Source organism: Bradyrhizobium sp. AC87j1 (assembly GCF_002936975.1).
In the GTDB taxonomy this organism is placed as follows: Bacteria; Pseudomonadota; Alphaproteobacteria; order Rhizobiales; family Xanthobacteraceae; genus Bradyrhizobium; species Bradyrhizobium shewense.
This window is the reverse complement of record NZ_PTFE01000014.1, coordinates 24,964-49,213: the sequence shown is the minus strand read 5'-3', so window position 1 is coordinate 49,213 and position 24,250 is coordinate 24,964. Positions and strand designations below refer to the sequence as shown.

The window sequence follows — 24,250 nt, the reverse complement described above, 5'->3', positions numbered from 1 at the left end:
CGACGCAATCATTTGATGCGTCGTTCAGTCTACCTCGTGAGCGGGGATTCTTCGAAGCGGGCGCACAGCGCGGGCGGTACGGGATATAGGTACCGACCGCTCCGGCGCCACCGGATGCTTCACGATAGGCTAGGCCGACTTTCGTTGCGGCTTTGGGGCAGGCTTCTTCGCCGCGGCCTCTTTCGCCGGCTTCTTGCCCGCGATCGGCATCAGCATTTCCTTTTGCCCCGCAGCCGCCTTGCGCGGCTTCTTGCCTGGTTTCTTCGGCGGCTCTGTCGCGGCCGCCCCCTCTCTTCCGATGCTCTTGCGCAGCGCGTCCATCAGGTCCACGACGTTCTCACCTCGAGGACGCGCTTTCGCGGTGATGGGCTTGCCGGCGCGCTTTTGATTGATGAGATCGATGAGCGCGGTTTCGTACTGGTCTTCGAACTTGTCCGGCTCGAAATGGCCCGCCTTCTGATTGACGATGTGTTTTGCGAGATCAAGCATGTCCTTGGTGACTTTGACATCCTGGATCTCGTCGAAATACTCCTTTTCGGAGCGGACTTCGTAGGGATAGCGCAGCAGCGTCCCCATCAACCCCTTGTCGAGCGGATCGAGCGCGATGATGTGCTCCCGATTGGTCAGGACCACGCGACCGATCGCGACCTTGTTCATCTCGCGGATCGTTTCGCGGATGACGGCGAAGGCGTCGTGGCCAACTTTCCCGTCCGGCACCAGGTAGTAGGGACGGATCAGATACCGCGGGTCGATCTCGCTCCGATCGACGAACTCATCGATCTCGATAGTTCGCGTTGATTCCAGCGCAACGTTCTCAAGCTCCTCCTTCGTCACCTCGATGTAGGTATCGGTATCGACCTTGTAGCCTTTGACGATGTCCTCGTTGTCGACCTCCACGCCGGTATCGGCATCCACCTTGGCGTACTTGATCCGGTGGCCGGTCTTTCGGTTCAGCTGGTTGAAGGAGACCTTCTCGGATTCCGACGTGGCCGGATAGAGCGCAACCGGACAGGTGACGAGGGAAAGACGCAGGAAGCCTTTCCAGTTAGCGCGGGGGGCCATGCCGAGGGAACTCCGATACTGATACCGGATTCAAGACGAACGATCCGGCTTGGTTCCGACACCGCGACCGGTCCCACAGGAGGATTTTTCTCAGCGGCTGCCTGGTCGGACTCGACATTTGTTCTTGTTATGTTCTAATTCGGGCATGACCGACCGACCCGCGAGCTGGCGCATGCCGACCCCGAAACAGATGGAAAAATTGGCCGCTGAAGCCGACCCTAGACGAGCGCCGTCCGCGGCGGGCCCAGATGCCCCGCTCCCGGCCGAATATTGGGAATCGGTCCTCAAAGACCCTCGCGCCGGCGCGACCGTGGTCCAGGCCCGACAGCAACGCCTCTCGGAAATTAAGGCCCACGTGCTGGGCGTCTCCTGTCGCCGCTGCGAGCGGACTGTGGAAATCCAGACCGCTGATGCCGTCCGCTTGTATGGCGATAATGCGCTCTGGAAGGACGTGGCGCAGCGGTTGTTCGACAACACCTGCCAGCAGCGTACCGGCAGGCATGAAGAAGACGGGTGCTGGCCAGCGTTCGAGACGCCGTAGTGCTCAGGTTTTGCCGATCCGATCTCGTTGCACCTGGATGTCCGGATGGCGCCGAAGTATCACCCTACGCCCTTGTCGGGCGGCGATCGCAAGGCTCTGGCGAAAGAGCTCGGCAAGGCACGCGCGATGGCTAACATCCTGGCTACCCAATCGGCGGAGATGCGGGCCAAAGGCGAGGCGATGATCCAGCAAGCCGACAGGCTGCTTTGCGAAAGCTGGAACGAGCGGATGTGGAGTGACGGCGAACCGATCGATCCGTCGCCGACCATCGATCAGGCCGTGAATGGAGGCTTCCCCTGGCTGGAGATCAGGTGCGCGCGCTGCAAGACGCCGAGCGACGTGGACCTCGCGGCGATGAAGCACCCACCGACTACTTTCGTGCACGATCTCGCCAGCAGGCTGCGCTGCCGCAAATGCGCCAAGGCGGGCCGGCGTCCATCCGCGACTCTGCTACAATTGACGTGGCAGCCGCGCCACCCTCGAACCGATTCCTGACCGATGTGCAATCTTTATTCGATCACGACAAACCAAGCCGCGATCAGCGCGCTATTTCGTGTCGTGAATCGATACGTTGGAAATTTGGCGCCGATGCCTGGCGTGTTTCCGGACTACAAGGCACCGATCGTGCGCAACGGGCTCGAGGGCCGCGAACTCACTACGGCGCGTTGGGGAATGCCATCGTCGTCAAAAGCGCTCATGGACGCCACGAAGAAACGAGCCGAGAAGCTGCAGGCCAAAGGCAAGACCGTTGATTTCAAGGAACTGCTGCGGATGGAGCCGGACAGCGGCACGACCAACATCCGCAACGTGAAGAGCAAGCACTGGACGAGGTGGCTGGGGACCGAAAATCGCTGCGTGGTGCCGTTCAACTCCTTCAGCGAATTTAACAAGGCCGAGGGCGGCGACATCTGGTTCGCACTAGATGAGAGCCGCCCCCTCGCCTGCTTCGCCGGCATCTGGACCAACTGGACGTCCGTCCGGAAGGTCAAGGAAGGCGAGACGACCAACGACCTCTACGCGTTTCTCACAACGGAGCCGAATGCCGAGGTTGGCGCCATCCACCCCAAGGCGATGCCGGTCATCCTGACAACACCGGAAGAAGTCGAGACCTGGATGACGGCTCCAACCGACGAAGTCTTGAACTTGCAGCGACCGCTTCCGAATGGATCGCTCAGGATCATCGCCCGCGGCGTCAAGGAAGACCCGGCCGGGCAGACAACGTGACTGGCGAGGACGACGACCAGACAGAGGCCTCACCCCGTCAGCGCAAAATAATCCACATCGACATGTACGCCTTCTACGCGTCCGTCGGGCAGCGTGATAATCTGGACTTGCGCGGCAAGCGAGAACCAACTCCAAGACGAGGGGCGCGCTCTGAAGAATTTAGCTCTTCTCCGCCGAGCGCCGCCAGAGACGCAGACTTTGAGCGACGACATTGCGTTCGGGGATTAGCCTCGACTTAGCTCCCGATTCCGATAGTGCGGCGGTTGCGTGGTCTAAAATAACAGTATGGTCAGTATTTTTGGCACCGCACAAAATGGCGATGTCCCCACGTTATCCAACCTCCCTTTATCCCGGTTGACCTCTGCGCTCTAAAGTTGCAGCATGTTCACTTGGCGAACATAAGTCTCTTAAAGTCCCTCTATTTGCAGCGCCATTCCATGAGAGTTGATGCACGTGAGCTCTTCCGACATGTCACCGCCGAGAAGTCAGAACTTTATCGGAAAATCATGGATGCATTCGCTGCGGCTAAGCGACAGTTCCGCCTCCATCTGAGACCAGACGAAGTTCTTGCCGATGCGCAGTGGGATACCGCACCTCCGAAGATCGAAGATCTTCAAGGTGCTTTGGCGCAGCTAACTGAATGGGGCAATCTCGAGTCGCAGCCCGACACAGCTCGTGTTGCTAGTATCAGTGACTTCTACCGTGCCCGTTTTTTGTTCGTCTTACTGAGGGTGGAGAGGCCGTCGAGTCAGCCCTTACTGTATTCAGCCAAGCACTAAGGCGGCGAGCCGAACTGCAGAGCGTTGCGCTCGAAGACATTGCAAAGCAGTTACAGGTTCTGCGTAACCTCTCGCAAGATCCCATCTTCGACGATGCAAAAATTCATGAGACCCTGCGTGATTTGGTTCGAGTGTTCGAAGGTCTCGCCGAAAACGCCCAGGCATTCATGGCGAGCATCGGACGCAGCATCGAGCTTCAGCATTCGGATACAACTGCAATTATCGCCTATAAGAAGAGGCTGATCGATTATCTCGATCGATTCATCGGCGACCTTGTCAGCCGCTCGGGCGGCATCGCACAGCATCTTATCGCGCTTGATCCAGTCATTCGTGAGCTTTTGCGGCAAGCGTCGCAACGCGAAGCCCGAGATGCGGCTCCCGGGCAAGACAACGAACAACAGGATGCGCTAGCTCGGTCGCTTGATGCTTGGACGGAGCGATGGAAGGGTCTGCGAGGCTGGTTCGTTAGCCCAGGAAATGATCCGCCGCAGGGCGAGGTGCTAAGATCCAGGGCGCGATCGGCCATTCCGCATCTGCTCGCGGTTATCGCTGCATTGAACGAACGCCGCAGCGGACGCAGCGATCGATCCGCAGACTTTCGCGTCCTTGCCCATTGGTTTGCAGATTGTGGCAGCGAGGACGGGGCACATCGGCTTGCCCGCGCTGCATTCGCACTCAATCCGGCACGGCACTTCCTGATTGGCGCGGAAATCGCTGACCTGCCAGCTACGACGCCTTGGAATGATGCTCCGCCCGTACGTATTCACCCGCGCTTACGCGAATATGGTGAGATGGCCCCACGTGGTCCGCTGCCGCGCGTGCAGGACCGTCAGGCCGAGCGAGAACGGTTACAAGCGCAGTTAACCGAGGAAGATCTTGAAATCCAAGAGGCTCGTGCACGTCTTGCGAGCGGGGAGCCCATTCGCCTGTCTGAGTTCGGCGAGCTCGATCGTCACGGGTTTCAGCTTTTCCTCAACCTTCTGGGTGAAACGCTTCCTGCGCAGACGCACCCCGACGAGACTGTCGAACGACAAACCGGCGATGGCCTGTTGCGGGTACGCCTAGAGCCGCTCGACGCAGACTCGACTGCTGAGATCGCAACCGAAACAGGGTTGTTCACCGGTCGCGACCACCTTCTCACCGTGACTTCCATGGAGGTGAGACATGAGTAGCGGGAGCGAACAGCAGGACGGTCAACCACGGCGTGGCGACGGCGGACGCTCGGACGGCAGGGCGGCCCGCGCCGAGAGTCAAAACATCGGGCTGCACCAAGCGCGCTATGTACGAGAGGAGGTTTCAACCGCACTCCGCGCACTCTTGATGACGCCTTTAATGACCTCGGCGCATCCAGATTTTGCGGCTGTGCGTCGCCACTCTGAAACTCTCAGAGAGTGGTTCGCACGCGAGACCGGTTGGATCCTCAATGTCGAACGTGATTGCGCTCGTCTCTTCAAGCGTCCTGCCGATCTCCTCGATCCCACACGTGGCTTCCCGGATTACGATAAACGCCGCTATATCCTATTCTGCCTTGCGTGTGCCGTACTTGAGCGCGCTGATCCGCAAATCACGCTACGAGTGCTTGGCGATCGATTGCTTGCGTTCGCTGCAGAGCCTTCCTTGAATGACGTTGGTTTCAGCTTCACTCTGCAGACACACCATGAACGACGCGAGCTCGTGGCCGTGTGCCGCCACCTCTTGGACATTGGTGTTCTTGTTCGCGTCGCGGGTGAGGAAGAGGGCTTTGTGCATCACGTTTCCGAGACTCCCGAACACCTGCACGATGCGCTTTATGACATCCAGCGTCGCGTGCTGGCCGGGATTCTTGCAGCGGTGCGCGGTCCTTCGACGTGGGCTGCGGAAGAAGCGCCCCAAGATCTAGAGCAGCGCTTGCAGGCCCTTACCAATGAACATGTGCCGGATAGCGACGAAGGCCGTAGGACCGCCACACGGCGTGATCTGTCGCGTCGTCTCCTTGATGATCCGGTCGTTTACACCGACTCACTCGATGCAAATACGCGCGCTTATTTCTTAAATCAGCGCGGCGCGATGGGCGCCCGGCTCTCGGAAGCCGCTGGTCTCATTGCCGAGCAGCGCGCGGAAGGTTTGGCACTTGCTGACGAAACGGGAGCACTCACCGATCTTTCAATGCCGGCAGAGGGTACCGAGGCGCACGTCACGCTCCTGGTGGCCGAGCATCTTGCTGGAAGGCTCCGCGAAGGAAATGAGCCAGAACATCAGATCCCGACTGAGGTCGACGTCACGAATTTTATTGAGAAAGCTCGTGAACGTTATGGTCGTTACTGGCGCAAATCGGCACGGGAACCAGGCACGCAACGCGAATTAGCTCGTATCGCTTTAGAGCGGTTGCGCAAGCTTCGTCTGATCTCAATCTCGGCGAACGGTGTCCGTCCGTTACCTGCAATCAGTCGCTTCGCCGTCGGGCAGGCGGAGATCCGGGAAACCGGTACTTCGCGCAAATCTGCAGGCCAACGAAATTCCGATGCGCAATAATGGATCCAAGCCGGACTTGCCCATTCCCGCTCGCGAGCGGTGGCAGCCGCTTCGCCTCGGATTGGTCGATCTCTTTCACTACGATAGTGAGGAGTTCTGGTTTCGGGATGGTCACCTGCTGCTTCGTGGGAACAACGGGACCGGGAAGTCCAAGGTACTCTCGTTGTCGCTTCCATTTCTGTTTGACGCCCAGCTGAAGTCGTCGCGAGTCGAACCAGACGGTGACGCGACGAAGAAGATGGCGTGGAATCTGCTGCTTGGGAAGCACGACCGCCGAATGGGATACACCTGGATCGAATTTGGGCGCTTGTCGGAAGACGGACTGCCACGCTACCTAACTCTGGGTAGTGGTTTGTTGGCGGTAGCGGCTCGACCCAACGTCGATAGCTGGTTCTTTATTCTCGATGGCTCGCGCGTTGGTCAGGACGTGTGGCTGACGAGCCCGCAGCGGGTTGTGCTGACAAAGGAGAAGTTGAGAGAGACGTTAGCCGATCATGGGCAAGTCTATGACACGGCGGCGAGCTATCGCCGTGCCGTGGATGAGCATCTTTTCCAGCTGGGTAATGCCCGCTATTCCGCGCTGATGGACACACTAATTCAACTTCGGCAACCTCAGTTGTCGAAGAAACCGGATGAAGCCAATTTGTCGGCCGCGCTGACGGAAGCATTGCCTCCGCTGTCCACCGACCTTCTCACGGACGTGGCCGATGCGTTCAATCAACTGGAGGAAGATCGTCGGCAGTTGCACGACTACCAAGCGCTCGCTCGTCACGTCGGCCAATTTACGGAACGATACCGGACCTACGCCAGGACACAGACACGGCGGCAGGCACGAGGCTTGCGTAGCGCGCAAACGGGTTTCGACAATGCTAGTCGTGCGGCTAACGAGGCTCGGTCAGAGCTAGAAACGCTGCAAGCGGCAGAGGAAGAGGCGAACGGAGCTCATCGCGTCGCGGAAGAGATAGTGGCCACGAACCGAACACGCCGAGAGGTCTTATTATCTGACCCGGTGAACAAGGACGCGAATCGACTAGATTCTGCCGCAAGAGAAGCCAATGACCGCAAACGCGAGGCCGAACAGGCTGACGCCAGGTCGCAGGCATCGAAGAGCCGCTTTGTCAGCGAACAAAATGCCACATCTGAGCGGGGTGAGCGCGTTGCCAGCATAGGCCACCAAGTGCTCGAGATCAGAAAGGCCGCATTCCCGCTCGCAGAGCTCAGCGGCATCGAGCAACACTGGAAACGGGAATTTCTTACCGGGTCAGAGCTCTTCGAACTCGCTGCATCGAACGAACAGGCCTGCGAATCTTCAAAAGACGATCTGCGGCAGACGATTGAACGCCGGCGTGGGCAAGTTGCGCACATGAGGAACCTTCGCGGAACCGTCGACGAAGGAGAGCGAGACCGTGACGCGAAGAATCGGTCGCATCAGGAGCAGCAGGAAGAAGCGAAGGCGGCTGAGACGCGACGCGATGCAGCGGATCAGGCCATTGAAGCTGAGGGACATGCGCATCTTGGTGCTTGGGAGACGCACTTCAGCGCTCTTCAACAATTGACGCTGCGAGATGCACAAGGATCTCTGAACTTGCTCGCAACGTGGGTTGTCACCCTGGAGGGGGAGAACCCCGCGCGCACTTCGTTGCAAGAAGCGCAGCAGGTGGCCAGCGAGCGCCTCGCTACCCGACGGTCGGCATTAATCGCCGAGCGACGCGCTATCGAGACCGAAGAGGCGGACCTAACGACCGAGCGCGAGCGTCTTGAGAAAGGCGTGGACGCTGTACCGCCCGTTCCGCCATTCCGCGCGGCGGGGGTCCGAGTTGACCGTGCCGGCGCTCCGCTGTGGCAGCTTGTCGATTTCCACGAGCGTCTTGATGCATCTCAGCGTGCCGGGCTCGAAGCGGCGCTCGAAGCATCGGGCCTACTCGATGCATGGGTGGAGCCTGACGGAACCATGCATGCCCCGAGTGGAGTCCGACGGCTCCATGATACGGAACTGATTGAACGGCCGCGTCAGCCGGAAACGTTGGCTCACTGGCTGCAGCCTTCGGGAGATCAGGTCTCGGCGGGCGTTGTCACGAACCTGCTTCTCGGCATGAGTTGCACGGAGTTAGATAGCGGCCAGGCGGAGACCTGGCTATCGCCGACGGGATGCTTCCGAATTGGAGCACTTTCCGGCGCTTGGTCCAAACCGGTTGCAATCTACATAGGCTACGCCGCCCGAGCCGCGGCTAGAACGCGCAGGCTTGCGGCTATCTCGATCAGACTCGACGAGCTCGCGCAAGCACGCACTTCACTGGAAGATCGCTTTGCGGAGCAGGCGCGCGACCAAGAGCGCGCCGCGACAGAGTGGCGCGTTTCTCCTGGAGACGACCTATTGCGAGCCTGCCATGCCCAAGCAACATCAGCTGCCCGCGACTTTATCGCGGCTTCCAGCCGGCTCGAGCAAGCCGCTCAAAGACTAGCGGATTCCGTCGAACGCCTTAACAATGCGCGATCAGTCCTTCAGAAGGATGCTCACGACCTGCATCTTCCTGAGGATCATGTCCAATTGAATGCGGTCGATACGACGCTTGCGCAGCTGACAGAAAAGGTTCTGACGCTTGCTCATACGGCCCGCGAGTTGCGTCAGGCCCAATCGGAGTTGCAGAAGCAACAGAACCGTGAACAAGACGCCAAACAAGAGGCTAACGCAAATATTGCGTACGCAGTCGAGCAGGGGCGCAAGGCTATCGAGGCGAGGATACGGTTAGAGACACTTCAAGAAACGGTGGGCACGAAGGTTGCCGAACTACAAGCCAAGCTCGAGGCAGCTCGGACCGCGCTCGAACTCAGCGAAGCCGATTCAAAGGAAAAGGGAAAAATTGCGCGCAGCGCAGGCGAAGAACGTGCACGTGCGGATCAAAAGGTAATCTCGGCAGACGAGCTATTGCAGGAGCGAGCCGCCGCGCGTCAACAAGCTATCACTCGATTGCAGGGATTCGCTGCAACCGACCTTCTGTCCATCGCGCTTCCGGAGATTGACCTACCTGATCCTCGAGGTGTGTGGACGATCGAACCGGCACTGACGCTCGCACGTCGGGCTGAACAAGCCCTTTCGGACGTTCCCCATGACGACGAAGCATGGAAGCGAATCCAAAGTCATCTTTCTACGGATTATACCGAACTCAGCCGCGCACTTAGCGCGCTTGGCCACCAGGCCCAAATGGACCAGACGGCCGACTATGGACTGGTCGTGACTGTCGTCTACCAAAATCGACCGGAGCGGCCTGATCGGCTTAAGGAGCGACTCGAGGGCGAGATTGCTCAACGTCATGAGCTTCTGACGGCACGAGAACGAGAGATACTCGAAAATCACCTTCAAGCCGAGATTGCCGCCGCGATTAAAAGGCTAATGCAGGACGCTGATCGGAAGGTCGATGCTATCAACGAGGAGCTATACAAGCGACCAACATCCACCGGAGTTCGCTTCCGGTTGCAATGGCTGCCGCTGGCCGAGGGGGCCGACGGGGCGCCCGTTGGACTGGATGCCGCCCGAAAACGACTGCTGAACACGAGTACGGACCTTTGGAGTTCCGAGGATCGCAGCGTGGTCGGTGCCATGCTGCAAGATCGAATCAACATCGAACGTACGAACGCCGACGCGACTACGGGCGGCAGTCTCCTCGATCAATTGAGCAGAGCCCTCGACTATCGTCATTGGCATGCATCAATTCACAGTCCAACGTTGGCAGGATAAACAGTGGCGCAAGCTCTCCGGGCCAGCATCGAGTGGTGAACGAGCGCTAGGCCTAACGGTTCCGTTGTTCGCAGCGGTCGCAAGCTTTTATAGCCAGAGCGGCTCGCCGCACTCTCCGCGGCTTGTGTTACTCGACGAAGTCTTTGCAGGCATCGACGATTCTGCGCGAGCTCACTGCATGGCGCTAATTCGTGAATTCGACCTCGACTTCGTCGTAACAAGCGAACGCGAGTGGGGATGCTATGCCGAATTACCGGGCGTATCCATTTGCCACCTTCAGAGGCTTGAGAATATCGACGCAGTACACGTCTCTCGTTGGACGTGGGACGGCCGTGCGAAGCAGCGTGAAGATGATCCGAATCGAAGGTTTGCAGACGCATGATTGAGGGGGACGGCCGTCTCCGACGTCTGCTCGGCGGCGATGCACTTGCATCGCTGAGAATGCGTCTTCGACAGCGCTTTGAGCGAGGTCCGGTTGATGGGAAAATAGAGCGCCTTCGCATTTCAAACCTCAACAGGGACGAGCATTCCGCGCTTGCCGGGCTCATGGGTCGGCCCGCACGTTTCTCGGGCTCCATGCAAATCGATGTACAAGTGATCGATGCGGCCCTAAGCCGAGCAGGCGTGGCAAGCTCGTTGCGCGAAGCATTGGAGTCGATCGACGGCCCTATCATCCACGCAGAAACTGCTCAGACCGAATTGAACGCGAGATGGTCGAAGGCGATATCTTTCGCAACTCATCTGGATTTCTCGAGCTTTCTTCAAGTTCCCTCGGGCACAGGCCTGCTCAAGCGGTTATCAAATAGTAACCCGGACGTCGCTGCGCGGCTTTGCGCGCAGGCGGATACGGTTCTCAAGCTTCTGCCAGCCAAGGGCATGACCCGTGCACAGTTGGCCGCCGGAACGCTAGGCGACGCGCATGCGCTCGACATGGGCGAATCCGTGGCGACCCTGGTACTCGCTGTCTGGCGCAAGAAGGGTCGCGACGAACGCACTGATGACGAGAATCGGCTGCTTGAGAGCGACGACATTCGCGGCATCGGTGAAGATCGGATTCGGGACATTTGGGCTAGAGCAGGGATTCTGGTCAACGAACTAGCACGGCCTGCACTGTTTCTGAACCTAAACATCGACAGCAGTCAGACGCCGTCGTCCGGGGAGCCGAATTACGCCTCACTTCGCTTTCTGTTACGTTCCAATCCGCTCTGGGACGTGAGATCGCGAAATGTCTACGTTTGTGAGAACCCCAATTTGTTGGCTATCGCGGCCGACAAACTCGGCGCAAACTGTGCGCCGATGGTATGCACCGAGGGAATGCCTGCTGCCGCGCAACGCGTTATCCTGCAACAACTGGTAACCGCCGGCGGCCGCCTCCTCTATCATGGCGACTTCGATTGGCCAGGGTTGCGCATCGGCAATCATGTGATGCGCGAATTTGGAGCCGTCCCGTGGCGGTTCGACGTAAAGGAATATCTGGCGGTAGTAGCACGCGCGCCACGTCCCGGCTTTTCATTGACTGGCCTTGAGGTCCACGCCTCTTGGGACGAAGCTCTGACGGCAGCGATGCGAACCCACGGTCTTGCGATAGCCGAAGAAAGTCTGGCCGATGAACTGCTACAGGATTTGGCTCGATGATCGCCCGCTCCACCCTCGTCGTAGACGGGCCATTGGCGATACGCATGCAGCGGCTAGCGGCTGCACGGCAAGGAAACATCGGTCGTGAAATCCTCACCCTTCCGCTTGTTGCCGCGCGGCTGGCCGGCGGGTTTATCGCCCCCGTCACTACCGACGTTCTTTATCCTGCCATTCAAGCGGCTTTGGCCGCCGGCGGCTTCCAAGATCTTGGCAGCGTTTCGAACCTACCGGGCATGCCTCGAGCCGTGCTTCAGGCGCTCGACGCAGTATGGCGTGCAGATATTGACCTATCATCCCTTCCCCAGCACGTTGGGCGCTTTGCAGATCTACATCTGCTTGAGACACGCATAAGGGAGCTTCTTCCTCCCTCCAGGAGGCTGCCTCGCGATCTTCGCGGCGCCGCGATGTCAAGGGTATCGCAGTCGAAGATCTTGCTCGGGCCGGTTACGCTTGGCGGGATAGTGGAGATCGATGCCGTGTGGCGTCCCTTGCTGAATGGAATCGCTCACTTCACCGAGCTTTCCTGGGATTCACCTGTCCAAGCCGAGATTGCATGGTTCAAGGGCACGCTTCGCCGACGCACGGCGGTTGCTCCCGCAAATTTTTTAGCTGAGGCCAGTGCCGATCCGAAATCCGAGGTCGTCGAGGCACTTCGATGGGTGCGTCAGCTCCTGTCGTCGGGCCAAGCAAAGGCTGAGGAGATCGCGATAGCGGCGACGTCGACGCCGGGCTGGGACGATCACTTTCTCGCCTACGCAAACAATGCCGGACTCCCGCTCCACTTCTCGCATGGCGTTCCGGCACTCAGCACGCCTGAAGGACAGGCCTGTGCTGCCTTAGCAGACATCTTGACGAACGGCCTGAGCCAGGAACGCGTTTGGCGGCTTTTCAGACGCCTGCCGGCGCGTCCCTTCTTAAGTACTCTTCCAGAAGATTGGTTCTCGTCGATACCTCGGAATGCCGGCCTGAGGACTCTGAATCAGTGGCGGGAAGCACTCATCGTGGGCCGATCGTATCGTGCAGCTGGCGACCTAGCTGAGACCGTCCTCCTTCCGGTTCTCGACCTCCTTGCACGGGGACCCAACATCGGGCGAGAGGCCGGCCGCCTGCTACTCAGCGGGGCCAGCTTGGCCATGTGGGAGGAAGCATCACGGAGCGCGCCTCCCCACGCTGTAGCGCTATCGCTGCAGGCATTGCGGGTACGTGATGGGCGAGATCCGGCCAACAGTGTTGTTTGGTGTCCCGCGTCGCACCTGGCTGCGAGCCCGCGACCATTTGTCCGTTTGCTGGGCATGACAAATCGATTGTGGCCTCGCTTTGAGAATGATGATCCTCTCATCCCCGACCATCTTCTCGACCGGCGTACATTGCATGGACTCACGACGGTAGACCGCGACCGTTTACATTTTGACGTCATCCGCAGTGCAACGCGCGAGATATTGGTGCTGTCTCGACCGGAGCGTAACGCGAAGGGGAGCGTCCTCTCCCCGAGCTCGCTGTGGCCAAAGGACGAGGCCATTCATAAGCGGGACCGCATTCCTCCACACGCATTCAGTGAAGCCGACCGACTATTGGCCCGGCCTCGCGAGGCAGGGCAGCTCGAACACGTCCGCCAGAGCCAGCTTTGCTGGCGAAATTGGCAACGAGAATCAACTCTGACTCGCCACGACGGCTTGATCGCGTCCGACCATCCCGCGGTTCTGGCCGCCCTCGCCCGCACTCAATCAACGACATCGCTGCAGCGCCTTCTGCGAGATCCGCTTGGCTTCGTCTGGCGTTACGCTCTGGGATGGCACTCCACACGCTTGGAGCCCGAGCCCCTTCAGCTTGATCCAATGGCTTTTGGCGAACTCGTGCACGAGCTTGTTAGTGGCGCGATCGCACGGCTTGAACCGAGCCCAGGGTTCGCTCGCGCAAACCCCGATGAGATCGAGGCCGCAATCGCTGCGGCCTCGTCGAGGATTATGGCTTCTTGGCCCCTACAACGCTCCGTACCGCCAGCTACACTTTGGCAGCATACAGTGAAAGAAGCAGCCCGGCGCACGGCCAAGGGGCTTGCATCTGACGAGCCGACGAGGGCCGACACACGAAGCTGGAGCGAGGTCCCGTTCGGCCAGGAAGCATCAATAGGCAGAGAATTGCCATGGAATGAGACGATCAAAATTCCCATTGTTCAGGCGGACCTTATCTACGGCGGTAGGATCGATCGTCTCGATATCCGCGCTTCGGGCGATGGCGCGCAGATTACCGACTACAAGAGCACCAAGCCGCCACCAAAAAGTCAGCAGATCGTACTCGGCCAGGGGCGCGAGCTTCAGCGGGTGCTCTACGCACTGACGGTCCGCACGCTTCTTCCGGAGGTCAGAACGGTTGTCGCAAGGTTGATCTACCTCGCTGATGAGCCTGCCAAGTTCGAATTGAGAGGCGACGAACTGGACAATGCGATTGTCGAGGCCACCAATTTCCTAGTGGCAGCAGTAGAGATCCTGCGGAGTGGACGGATCGCGCCGCGGTGGGAGCAGGACGCGCACTACGATGATATGCGCCTCGCCCTTCCTGCGGATCGTGAAAGCTACCTCCGACGCAAAGGGGGCGACTTTCGCGCCGCCAACCAGAAGCTGGGCAAGCTGTGGAATTCGTCAAAATGACACTGGTCGATCAGGACAATCGCATTCGCGCCATGACCGACTTCACGTCGGTCCTTCTTGTCGAGGCCGCCGCTGGAACGGGAAAAACCTCACTCATGGCCGGCCGCGTCGCAATGATGTTGGCGGCCGGCTTCCCGCCCGGAGACATTGCCGCCATCACCTTTACCGACTTGGCTGCGGGCCAGCTCGCTCGCCGCATCAGGGAGACCGTAGAATCCCTGCTTGCAGGCGACATACCCGATTTCGTCAAGCCCGTGCTCCCTACCGGCCTCACCGTGGCGCAGCACGCGGCACTCTCTGCGGCGGCCCCGAGGCTGGACGAACTGACAGCCACGACGATCCACGGCTTTTGTCAGGCCGTCATCCATAGCCACGGTGTGCAGGCCGGACTCGATCCGGGCGCACGCATCGTCGATGAAACGGTGGCGGAATCGCTTTTTCGCAGCGAGCTTTCCGCGTGGTTTTCCCGCAGGCTCGCCGAGGACGCCATTGAGAACGACCCGATTGTCGTGCTGGCGGAAGAAATCCCATTGAAGGTCGTCGATCTCATTCGCGAACTTGCCATGCTCCGTCGGGAGCATCCGGAAGCGGCTCCGATACCTCCGTTACAGAGTGTTCGACCCGACATCGTGTTTGCTCAGGCCGTCGACGACTTTTTTCGATGGCAGACAAGCATCGACAGCGACAACTGTTTGCGGGGAATCGCTCATGAGCTGCGTCGGCTCTCGGCGCGATATGAACGCGTTTTCGATAGCGCACCGGATTTCGCGACCCTGTGGCGGCTGTGCGATGCCGGTCCATGTCGATTGTTCGCCAAGGGACTTCAGCTCAAGTCTTATGTTGATGCAGCGGATCTCTTTGGCGCGCACCCCGGCGAGTCGGGCAGCGAGGCCGCGATCCGGCACTATCAGATAGCCGCTGACGCTTGGAACGAGTTGATCGGACATATCGCGAGCTTGCTGGTCTGCATTTTGTCGTCATCGCTCGATCTGCTGCTGGAAAGCTACGAGGGTCGAAAACGGGCAGCCGCGGTGCTCGACTTCGATGACCTCCTCTTGCATGTACGGTCCCTTGTCCGCCGTCACGAAGAAGTCCGTCGCGCGATTGGACGACGTTACAAGTATATATTGGTCGACGAATTTCAGGATACGGACCGCATTCAGAGCGAAATCCTCTTCTCCATTGCAGCAACTGACGACCGAGTGGAACGCTGGGAAGATCGTCGGCTGCGGCCCGGCTCTCTATTCCTGGTAGGTGATCCCAAGCAGGCAATCTATCGGTTCCGAGGCGCGGATATCGAGATCTATGAACTTTGTCGCCGGCTCATCGGCGCACAAGACGGCGGGGCCATCATCGAAGTAACGGCCAACTTTAGATCTCAAAAGGCGATAATTCGACACGTTAATTCGTGTTTTGAGACGGTCTTCGGCAAGACCGGTCAGCCCAGATACGTCGCGCTTGCGCCAACCGTCGCTGACGGCTCCTACCCCGTTCCGTGCGTGGCTCGGTTTACGATCCAAGTTGCGACTGAAGGACGTATTTATGCGGAGATGTTCCGCGAGGCCGAAGCCGAAAAGGTTGCGGACATCTGTTCTCGCCTAATCGGCAACGTGTTGATCCGGCGCGCAGATGACTCATTGTCTCCTCTTCAGCCCGGGGACATTGCACTTGTATCGCCAGGGCACACCGAACTCTGGCGCTACGAACGCGCGCTGGAGCAGCGAAACCTTGCCGTATCGTCGCAAGCCGGTCAGTCGCTCATGCGTCGGCAGGAGACTCAGGATATCCTCGCACTCCTTCGTGTACTGGCGGATTCCTCCGACACCCTCGCCTTCGGTGCGCTCATGCGCGGACCATTGGTCGGGCTGAGCGACCAGGAACTCTTGGACATCACCGCGGGGCTGCCGGAGATGAACGGACGCCCGCACTTCTTCAGCGTAAGGACCAATCCTTCGGCGATCCAACATGCCGTCGCGAAAGCAATCCTTATCAGCCTGCAAGACCTCCGGCGGCGCGCAGCCATCTCGACGCCGAGCCTGATCCTGGCTGAAGCGATTGAACGTCTGAACGTACGGGTGATTATGGCGGCTCGCCACCGCAATCGTAATGCACGTGCGCTCGCTAACCTGGACGCCCTCATCGAGCGCGCGCGTGGCTATGGAATAGCAGGGCTACGCCCATTCGTTCGAGACCTGCAGGCGGAGTGGGAACGCAAAGTGAGGGCGCCAGAGGGACGGGTCGATGCTGCCGAGCACGCGATTGAAATTGTCACCATACACAAAGCGAAGGGTCTGGAATGGCCGGTCGTGATACCGATCAATTCAACGACTGAGCTCTATCGACCGGATCAGTTCGTGCATCGGCAGTCCGACAATACCCTCCACTGGATGGTTGGAGGCGTCGCGCCACCAGACTTGGCCGCGGCTCGCGCGGAGGAAAGTCGGGAAGACGCCAATCAACGCGAGCGAATTTGGTACGTAGCCTGTACTCGAGCGCGGGATCTTCTAGTCCTTCCGCATATCCCACAAGCTGCGAAAGACTCATGGTTTAGTTCAATCGATCTCCGACAAGGGGAGCTCCCAGAATTAGATGTTTCCGGCCTTCCGGAATCGTACCAGAGGCAAGCGGCAGCACACGAGAACAAGCAATCTTCTGACATTTTCGCGGCAGAGCAAGGAAGGGTGAGCGAGAGCGCACCGACCGTTGTCTGGCGCCGTCCGAGCGACCACGATCGAGATCGCCTAGCTGATCCTATCGACACAGTTGTCGTGACTGACTCGCTTGCCGAACAGATGGAAGTGGTCGGCGGCGGAGCATTACGCGGGATTGTCCTTCACAAGTTGATGGAGGAGTTCCTGACGGGCGGGTTGGAGGCCCAGGAGAGACTGGTGGCTTCACGTGCGGACGAGTTGCTCGCCCAGTTGCTAACGGACGCAGACGAGAGGGAGATCCGCCCTGATGCGACGGAGATGGCGAGGTGCGCGTTGCGAACTTTAGGCCTGCCGGAGATAGCGGAGATGCGTCCCTTTCTTCAGCCTGAAGTGACGATTTGGGGTTCCGAGGACGGTGTCCTGATTGCAGGCCGAGCGGATGCGCTTGCGATCAGAGAGGGCCACGTGGAGGTGGCCATTGATTGGAAGTCGGATATCACCCCGAGTTCTACAGTACGAAACCGCTACGCCGCGCAGCTCAGCGATTATCTGAAGGCGACAGGCGCCAAGCGCGGAATGCTCGTATTTCTGAGTCTGGGCGAGATAGTGTGGGTCGAGAATCCGGCCTCCTCATTGGCTCGCCGGCCCGAAGAAGACGGGATAATTCACGAACGAGGCTCTAATGATCACTATCAGCCGCGACTGGTGGGAACATCTCGCGCCCAAGGTCATGCACCGGCGGCGGAGTGAGATTGAGACCCTGCTCCGCCAGTGGTGCAGGACCGGATACGGCGCCCATTGGCTAAGTGTCGCCAGGCAAAAGGGAGGCGTTATTCGCGCGAAGCCGGGGGATTTCATACCGGTCGTGCACCTCGTTGCACTGGGTGATAGGCCCATCTTCATAGCGCCTCAGAATCGCGTAAAGGAGGGGCTTCGAACGGTTGGTCCTGACCAATTTAGGTCAGGGCATACTCTCGAAGCGGGTGAACTGGCGTTAGGAACGGAGGTCCGGTTTGATGTCGTGCTGGATCCAGTCCTGTTGGCGGCGGCGGATCGCCTTGAGACCTCTCCGCGACTATTTGGCGTCACACAGCCTAGCCAAGTGTTCTCCGCGCCGGCCCACCTGCTGATTGCACCGGAGGCCTGGCTGAAGAAATCCTACGTTCTTTATCAGCATATATTTGGTGAGGGGCCATCCTACCCGGACGATGGCTTCTTTTACGTTGGCGTTACGACGCGAAGCTGGCAGAAACGCTGGTCAGAGCATCGTCGGGCTGTTGATGCCGGAAGCCCACTGCTGTTTCATCGCAAACTCCGCGAGGAACTACGCGAAGGACGCGTCACCTATATCCACCATAAGATCATGGGGATTACAGACGATCTCGAGGCTCTTTACGCGACGGAGGAATGGCTCGTCAAAGGACACTGGTCTGACGCACGGCGCTTGAACATGATCCCCGGCGGAAAGTCTGGGCTGAAATATCTTCGAGAGAACGGCATGCTGGCCGAGCGCGTTGTGCCGATGCCCGACGAACGCGATCGGCTGTTAGAGGCCTGGTTACGGGATAACCCGCGTAAGGGTCTCCCGGCACCGTGGGTGTCGGATAAATGGAAAGACGACGCTTGGGCCATCGCGCAGATCTGCGGGCGGGATGACCGCCTTTCAGTTGAGCAAGTGCGCGCCATTCGTGAGCTCGCGGCTCTCTACTCACCGGAGACCATAGCCGAGAGAATCGGAGCGAGAAATAAAGAACAGGTTCAGCGCGTGGTCGCCGGTGAAACCTACACTCGTGTGGTTTGAACACTGGAGTGTTCAGAGGTTCTTCCCAACGTGGTTTAGCCTTGGAGTTGGCCATGGTGATCGAGAGCTGTCATCAGTTCCGCGAATGCCAGGATCGAAAGGATCCGTCGTAGCGGATTACGACAGAACGGTAACGGGACCAGACGGCGAGGATGATATTGGCCGCCCGCTTCAGCTCGGACCATTTCATGCCGCTTTCTCCTGGCGGGTCCGCACGTCGGCGATCCATTTTTCCAGCACATCGATCTCGCTCTCGATGAGCGCAGGGGCCGGCAACTGCGGATTGATCTCACCAGGCTGGCTATGGAGGAGTGCTGAACAGCGGCCAAATGCCTCTCGCATCGCCATGCAATCAGCGCCAGTAAGCACCGTCAATTTGATGAGCCCCGTCGTGTCGACCTTGCGCGACAAGCGTCTGATCACCGGCCCCACCACTTCTTCGACGGCGCGCTCCCAGGTGGTACGAAGTTGATCTTGGAAGGACGTCACCTCGCGGAGCCACTTTGCCTGACCGCCGCGCTCGTGATGGATTTTCACATTCCCGAGATGCGCTTTCATCCCCTCGATCACTTTGTCGATCGGCATGACGCTGGCCGGCGGCTCCTGGTGACAATAGCCGGCATTGTCGGAGCCGCGACTGATCAGCCGATAGGCCACCGGTGTAGCCTCCCGCTCTTTGGTCGCCCGGCAGGCTTCATCAAGAAGGAGCAGGAAGGCCATATCGTGGGTGAAGACGATCACCTGCCGGGTCTGCCCGGCCTCGGCCAGTCGGGCGGCAACCTTGTCGCGGTGTAGATGGTCGAGTGAGGAGACGGGGTCGTCGAACACGATCGCCGACTGGGCGTCGATGGTCGAAAGCTCCGCCATGAAAGCGGCGAGCGCCACGCAGCGATGCTCGCCTTCACTCAGGACTTTACCGACCGACTCACTCGGCCTGTTGATAAGCCGGACCTGGAAGAAGGGAACGCCCGCGCTGGTTTTCGCCTGCTGAAGCTCGATGGCAAGACCGGCGACGCCGAGCTTGTTTACCTCGATGGCGAACTGGCTACGCAAGCGGTTGGTGACGAGCGCCTGCGCAATACGGGCGCTCTGGGTCGTGATCTTATTCGTTGCCGTGTCCTTGTTGGCCTTCTCGATCGCCTCGATCGCCTTGAGGCGTTCGATCTGGGCCAGCACATCGGCTTTCACCACACCGAGCCATTTGCGGTCGGTGAGGCCATCACGCTCCGCGATGAGCGCTGCCCGCTGTGGAGAATTGGCCTCCGCCTGGAGGCCGGCAATGCGGGTGGCGATATCATCGAGCACCTTGCGCAAAGGGGCGACGGAAGGGACTGCTGCGGGCGGAAGGGCCGGCATCGCCGCCAAGCGGTGAGTTCTGAGAAGCGCGCGCAGCCGCCAGGCTAGTTGCAGGATTTCGCAGCGAAGAGTGGCCGCCAGTTTTTCCTGGCCGATGTCATCCCGCATCAGGGTGACGATTGCCAGCAGATCCGTCATCGAGATGGCTTTCGACGAGACCTCCTCGCACTTCTCACTATAGGCGTCAGCGGCTTCCTGCTCGCGGCGCTTGCTCTCGTCCTGAACAAAGGTCTCAAAACTGCGGAGCCGCTGCGCGCCCTCCTCGCTGAGCGGCTGTTGGCAGAGAACGCAATGGGCGCCGCCTTCCGTTACCGGAAATGGCCGATCCGGGTAGGCAGATGCGCGCGAATAATCGCGGGCGGCCTCCCACAAGACCTTCCAAACGTCAGAACCAATGTCGGGCAGCGGTTCATCGGCGAAGAGATTTGCGGATGCGGATGCTGCGGCGGAGCGCGCGTTCGACAATTGCGTGTGGGCTTCGCTGAGCTCTGTCCACGTTTCATCCGTGGCGACCGCAGCCAGGTGATGGAGCTGGCTGACAATAGTCTTGATGCGGCTTTCCTGGCCCTGGAGCTGACGAACGGTCCGGGTCGGATCACATGAGAGATCTGTTGTGAGCGTCTGCAGGCGTGCTTCCTCGTCGGGCGATAGGCCGGCGAGGTTCTCGATGTCTTCCGGTTTGGTCTTGCCCGACAGCCCGGTGATCAGCTTGCCGACCGCAGTGTCCTGCTTGCATTCGGGTCTGGAAAGGACAGCCGGCGTCTGCTCCTGGAGCGCCTTAATCTCCGCGGTCAGCTTGGCCTTTACGTCCTGACAGGCCTGCGCGAGGCCGGCGAGAATGCGGAGCGGAAGCGGCGTGTAGGCGAGATCGTTGGTGTTCTCGACATGGACGTTGGCGGTTCGGGAATCGAACACGCTCACGGCGGAAAGCATGGCGTCCGGCGCGCTGCCCTGGGTCCACGACGCGCTTCGCTTCTGTGCGCCGATGAAGAAGTCGATGCAGGCGGCGGGAGTACCGGGGCTGGCCGCGTAGATGTTAGACAGGATCGCATCGCCTTTCGGCGAACGCGCGCGGCAAAGCTGCTTGAGAACGCGAGCATATCCGGACTTACCTGCGCCATTGTCACCATAGATGACCGTGAGGCCGGCTTTGCCAAAGGATAGCCGCTCGCCGGGCGCGAGGGCGTTGACGTGCGAGAGGCCATGAAGGGCGCCAAGGCTGACGACGGCATGGCTGGCCGACGGGTCGCGGACGTGGCTGGCGTCGAGGGGCACTCCCTGTTCGGCGGCCTTGCAGATGGCGACAAGTGTTATGAAATCGGCGCTTTCGAGCAGGGGCTGACTGCATAGCCGCCGCAGCGCATCGCGCTGCCAAGCCGGCAAATCCGCCGACCATTTGAGAATGTCGGCAAGAGCTGCTGCTTCGTTCGAAAGATCCTCGTCCTGTCCGTCCATAGTTTCCCCCGACCTTTACCTGCTGCCACAGGCACTTTTCTGATGTTTCGTTCTCGCAATCACCATCTCAGGTCCCTCTGATGATGCGGCGTTCCTGGCCGAGCGGCACGATCCAGCCCCCCGCACGGTCAGACCGTGCAAAGTCATCCGGCTGCGCGGTCTCGGTCAGCCGGACGCGCACTGCGTCGGGCTCGGCGTCGATGGCGGCGCGGATGAGATCCCGATCTATCCCAACGAAGATCGGCCGGAGATTGAGGCGGGCGAGCGCTTCCTGATCGGCACCGGAAACATCGGCATCGTTTACAGGTCCGGCGCGTGTGACGATTCCACCGACAAGCCCGCCGATCGCGCTTGCCTTTTCAACATCGCCCACCTTGGCGGCGTCGAGCAGCGATCGTGCCGTCTGGAGGTCAGCCTGGAGCCGGTTGGCGAAGGGCTGATGGGTCATGCGCTTCAGGGCATCTGACAGTTCGACATGACCAAGTGGCCGAATCAGATTGGCGATGTGGAGGCGGAGCAGCCCAATGAAGAGTGCGTCCTTCTCCTCTGGCTTGATGGGCTCGCCCTCGTCCACGGGGTCCTTGACCGAGAGATGGGCATTAGCCGGGCCTGAGACGGCCATGCCCCAACGTGTCGCGACGGCGATGCGCTTCACGGTAACTTTGCGGCCTCGGGCCGTCACATCAATTCGCGCAGCCTGCTTCCAGGCGCGGGCCAATGCCGCTGCCGGACCTCCTGCATCATGGCAGCCCTTGGCCTCTGCGACGGTCAGGGAGGCCAAGTCGGAGGCACAAGCGACCCAGTCAGGCAGATCACCTCGGGACAAGCGCTTGATCTTCACCTTTCGGCGCCCGTCGAGATCGATGACGCGGCTGCCGAGATGCGCGAAGATCGACAGGCTGAAGTACCGCTCAAGGTAGGCGCGCGCGATGAAGCGCCCGAACAGACCAGATAGGGCCACCTTCACCTCGCGGGCCTGACCAAGTGGCTCCTTGAAAATGAAGGGCGTTCCAGAGCCGGTTGGGGTGAGCAGCGCATCCAGAATGGACCATGCGCCATAGGCAGCGCCCGGCGTTTGCAGCACTTCCCGAATACCGGCGTCCTCGATGGCTGCGACATCAAGGTCGACGGTGGGACCAGTGACGGGATTGGCGGTCTGCGGGTCGAAGCTGTGAAGAAAGGTTCTCGTCATAAGGCGAGCGCTCGGTTCAGGTCGTCGTGCTCGAATGCGCTGGCCATGCGGTTGATCTCGGCCCCGCGCACGCCCACCGCCTTCGCGGTGTGGCGCCAGGTCGCGGTGACAGTGGCGACTTCCTTGATGATCGCGCGAGCCTGCACCAGCGTCAGCGCGAAGAACTCGGAAGCAGCCTCCAGCAGATCGAGCGAACAGGTGCCCTCGTCGAGATCGATGTTGGTTGTCAGAACCCGCGCCTTGAGATCCGTCGGGACAGGATTGAGATCGTAGGCCGGAGAGAGCGACCATCCTGCTTTGCCGAGCCACAGGAAACCGTGGTTGCGCAGATGATCGTCGACATTGGAGATCAGCACATTGAAGACGACGCGCCGATAAAGAGCATGGGCGTCGGTCTTGCTCTGCGCGCCATATTCAGCCAGGGCATCGACGATTTCGGGATAGCTGCCGCGTTCGCCGTCCCGGACGCCCATCATCGCCATGGCTGACAAGAACGGAATGCGGATTGCGCCACGCCGATCGAAGCGCCGCGACAGCATGACCTTCTTACCGACGACATCGATCAATTCATGTCTGGGGGTGACGATGCCGGCCTGGCCCGCAAGGCGCAGCGCGATCTCCTCCCATGTCTCCATGCTGTAGTCGTCAGTTTCCTTGGGGAACTTGGCGATGGAGAGTTGCCCGTGTTGGTCGATCACCGACGCCTTGGGCCGCGCCCCGCCCAAGGAGGAACCAGGAGCGAAGATAAGTTGCATATCTTCGTCGGTTTCCTCGTCGCGAAGGATACGTTCGGTGATCTGAAGCAGGCGGCCAAGCTCGACCAGGGCAGGCACGCCCGTGCGAATCGGCGCCTGGAAGGTATCGTCGCCAGCCCAGCGAAAGCGCAGCGCGCCCAATCGGGTCTCGTCGGCGACGCCGAGGAGATAATCGCTCTCCGCGAGCGTACGGACCGCACGGCCTTCGCGTTCGGCGAGGCGGCGCGCGGCACGCTGCATGAGGCGACGGCCCCAGGTGTCAGGAGCCGAATCGCCAATGGAACCGAAAGTTGCAAGGCCGGCGGGCGGCGCGAAGGCGCCGCGGCCCAGAGCGAGGGCGGGTTCAAGCGAGAAGGCGTCGGGATCTTCCAGCCACGCGCCGTCATATTCGAAGAGAATCGTCTCGGCGCCGCGAACGCGATTGCTCCGCGCCAGCCCGATCTGGCGCGTGCGACCTTCGAGATCGATATGGACCTCGAAATCAGCCATTACGGGGCGGTCCAGCCGGCCGTTTGAGATGGACGCGCTTGGGCAGCTCGGCGCTGGCGAGGGCCCGCCCGACGCTATCGTTGCTGATGTCGGCAATCTGGCTCAGGCCGTCGAGGAGACCGAGCGCTTGAAGGACACCGGCATAGATGCCGATGCTGACGTTGGTGTCGCCGGCTTCGACTCTCTGGAGGGTGGAGCGGGACGTGAAGGCGCGTTCGGCCACGACCGCCATGGGCAGCCGTCGGCGGCGGCGGGCGTCATGGATGTCCGCGCCCAGCTTGCGCAGGGCGCGCCGCACAGCGGCGGGAGGATTGTGAGGAGTCGGCATTTGACACCTTCGCACTACAAAATTGGAATATATGTAGCACGAAGCTAACAGTTTCGCCAATCCTTCGGGGCTACCCGCGCTACGCCG

Annotated in this window: 16 protein-coding genes and 2 pseudogenes; 13 read left to right on the top strand and 5 right to left on the bottom strand. The window is 60.1% G+C overall.

The window, feature by feature from the left end; translation table 11 throughout:
• Window positions 1–129: 129 nt before the first annotated feature.
• Complete coding sequence (ku, locus tag CV770_RS10470) at window positions 130–1,062, bottom strand: non-homologous end joining protein Ku (protein ID WP_104462260.1); 933 nt, start codon at window positions 1,060–1,062, stop codon at window positions 130–132.
• Between the two features lie 145 nt (window positions 1,063–1,207).
• Here ku and CV770_RS10465 point away from each other — a divergent pair, with 145 nt between their 5' ends.
• The 13 genes and pseudogenes from CV770_RS10465 to CV770_RS10415 all read left to right on the top strand — a co-directional run bounded on the left by CV770_RS10465 (window position 1,208) and on the right by CV770_RS10415 (window position 18,588).
• Window positions 1,208–1,603 (top strand): hypothetical protein, encoded by a 396-nt coding sequence (locus tag CV770_RS10465; protein ID WP_201759787.1) that lies wholly within the window; start codon window positions 1,208–1,210, stop codon window positions 1,601–1,603.
• Between the two features lie 45 nt (window positions 1,604–1,648).
• Window positions 1,649–2,098, top strand: coding sequence for a hypothetical protein (locus CV770_RS10460; protein WP_104462259.1), 450 nt, complete (start codon window positions 1,649–1,651; stop codon window positions 2,096–2,098).
• Between the two features lie 3 nt (window positions 2,099–2,101).
• Entirely contained in the window at window positions 2,102–2,827 is a 726-nt protein-coding gene (locus CV770_RS10455) for an SOS response-associated peptidase (RefSeq protein ID WP_104462258.1), read from the top strand.
• A pseudogene (locus CV770_RS43210) lies at window positions 2,824–2,946 on the top strand (DNA polymerase IV); the annotation flags it as partial. The gene CV770_RS10455 and the pseudogene CV770_RS43210, both read left to right, overlap by 4 nt.
• Window positions 2,947–3,264: 318 nt before the next feature.
• Entirely contained in the window at window positions 3,265–3,606 is a 342-nt protein-coding gene (locus tag CV770_RS44200; protein ID WP_502693593.1) for a DUF2397 family protein, read from the top strand.
• Window positions 3,597–4,778 (top strand): annotated as a pseudogene (locus CV770_RS10445) (TIGR02677 family protein); the annotation flags it as partial. The gene CV770_RS44200 and the pseudogene CV770_RS10445, both read left to right, overlap by 10 nt.
• Window positions 4,771–6,117 (top strand): TIGR02678 family protein, encoded by a 1,347-nt coding sequence (locus tag CV770_RS10440; RefSeq protein WP_104462257.1) that lies wholly within the window; start codon window positions 4,771–4,773, stop codon window positions 6,115–6,117. The pseudogene CV770_RS10445 and the gene CV770_RS10440, both read left to right, overlap by 8 nt.
• Window positions 6,107–9,853 (top strand): TIGR02680 family protein, encoded by a 3,747-nt coding sequence (locus CV770_RS10435; protein ID WP_245453718.1) that lies wholly within the window; start codon window positions 6,107–6,109, stop codon window positions 9,851–9,853. Before CV770_RS10440 ends, CV770_RS10435 begins: the two co-directional genes overlap by 11 nt.
• A complete protein-coding gene (locus CV770_RS43205) occupies window positions 9,819–10,235 on the top strand; it encodes an SbcC/MukB-like Walker B domain-containing protein (RefSeq protein ID WP_245453717.1) in 417 nt (138 codons plus the stop codon). Before CV770_RS10435 ends, CV770_RS43205 begins: the two co-directional genes overlap by 35 nt.
• Window positions 10,232–11,488: a TIGR02679 family protein gene (locus CV770_RS10430; RefSeq protein ID WP_104462256.1), complete on the top strand. Its 1,257-nt coding sequence runs from the start codon at window positions 10,232–10,234 to the stop codon at window positions 11,486–11,488. Before CV770_RS43205 ends, CV770_RS10430 begins: the two co-directional genes overlap by 4 nt.
• A gap of 44 nt (window positions 11,489–11,532) precedes the next feature.
• Entirely contained in the window at window positions 11,533–14,136 is a 2,604-nt protein-coding gene (locus tag CV770_RS10425; RefSeq protein ID WP_161499982.1) for a PD-(D/E)XK nuclease family protein, read from the top strand.
• Entirely contained in the window at window positions 14,133–17,537 is a 3,405-nt protein-coding gene (locus tag CV770_RS10420; protein WP_104462254.1) for a UvrD-helicase domain-containing protein, read from the top strand. The genes CV770_RS10425 and CV770_RS10420 overlap by 4 nt, the downstream gene beginning before the upstream one ends.
• Window positions 17,470–18,588, top strand: a complete 1,119-nt coding sequence (locus CV770_RS10415; protein ID WP_104462253.1) for a GIY-YIG nuclease family protein — start codon at window positions 17,470–17,472, stop codon at window positions 18,586–18,588. Before CV770_RS10420 ends, CV770_RS10415 begins: the two co-directional genes overlap by 68 nt.
• 186 nt (window positions 18,589–18,774) lie before the next feature.
• On the opposite strand, the gene CV770_RS10410 is transcribed toward CV770_RS10415, so the two are convergent.
• From CV770_RS10410 to CV770_RS10395, 4 genes are all read right to left on the bottom strand, one after another.
• The gene (locus CV770_RS10410; protein ID WP_104462252.1) at window positions 18,775–21,399 is read right to left on the bottom strand and encodes an AAA family ATPase; all 2,625 of its coding nucleotides are present in this window, start codon (window positions 21,397–21,399) and stop codon (window positions 18,775–18,777) included.
• 67 nt (window positions 21,400–21,466) lie between these two features.
• The gene (locus tag CV770_RS10405) at window positions 21,467–22,483 is read right to left on the bottom strand and encodes a hypothetical protein (protein ID WP_245453716.1); all 1,017 of its coding nucleotides are present in this window, start codon (window positions 22,481–22,483) and stop codon (window positions 21,467–21,469) included.
• A gap of 104 nt (window positions 22,484–22,587) precedes the next feature.
• On the bottom strand, window positions 22,588–23,835 hold the full coding sequence (locus CV770_RS10400) for a type II toxin-antitoxin system HipA family toxin (protein ID WP_104462251.1): 1,248 nt from the start codon (window positions 23,833–23,835) through the stop codon (window positions 22,588–22,590).
• Window positions 23,828–24,163: a helix-turn-helix domain-containing protein gene (locus CV770_RS10395; protein WP_104462250.1), complete on the bottom strand. Its 336-nt coding sequence runs from the start codon at window positions 24,161–24,163 to the stop codon at window positions 23,828–23,830. The genes CV770_RS10400 and CV770_RS10395 overlap by 8 nt, the downstream gene beginning before the upstream one ends.
• Between the last annotated feature and the right edge of the window lie 87 nt (window positions 24,164–24,250).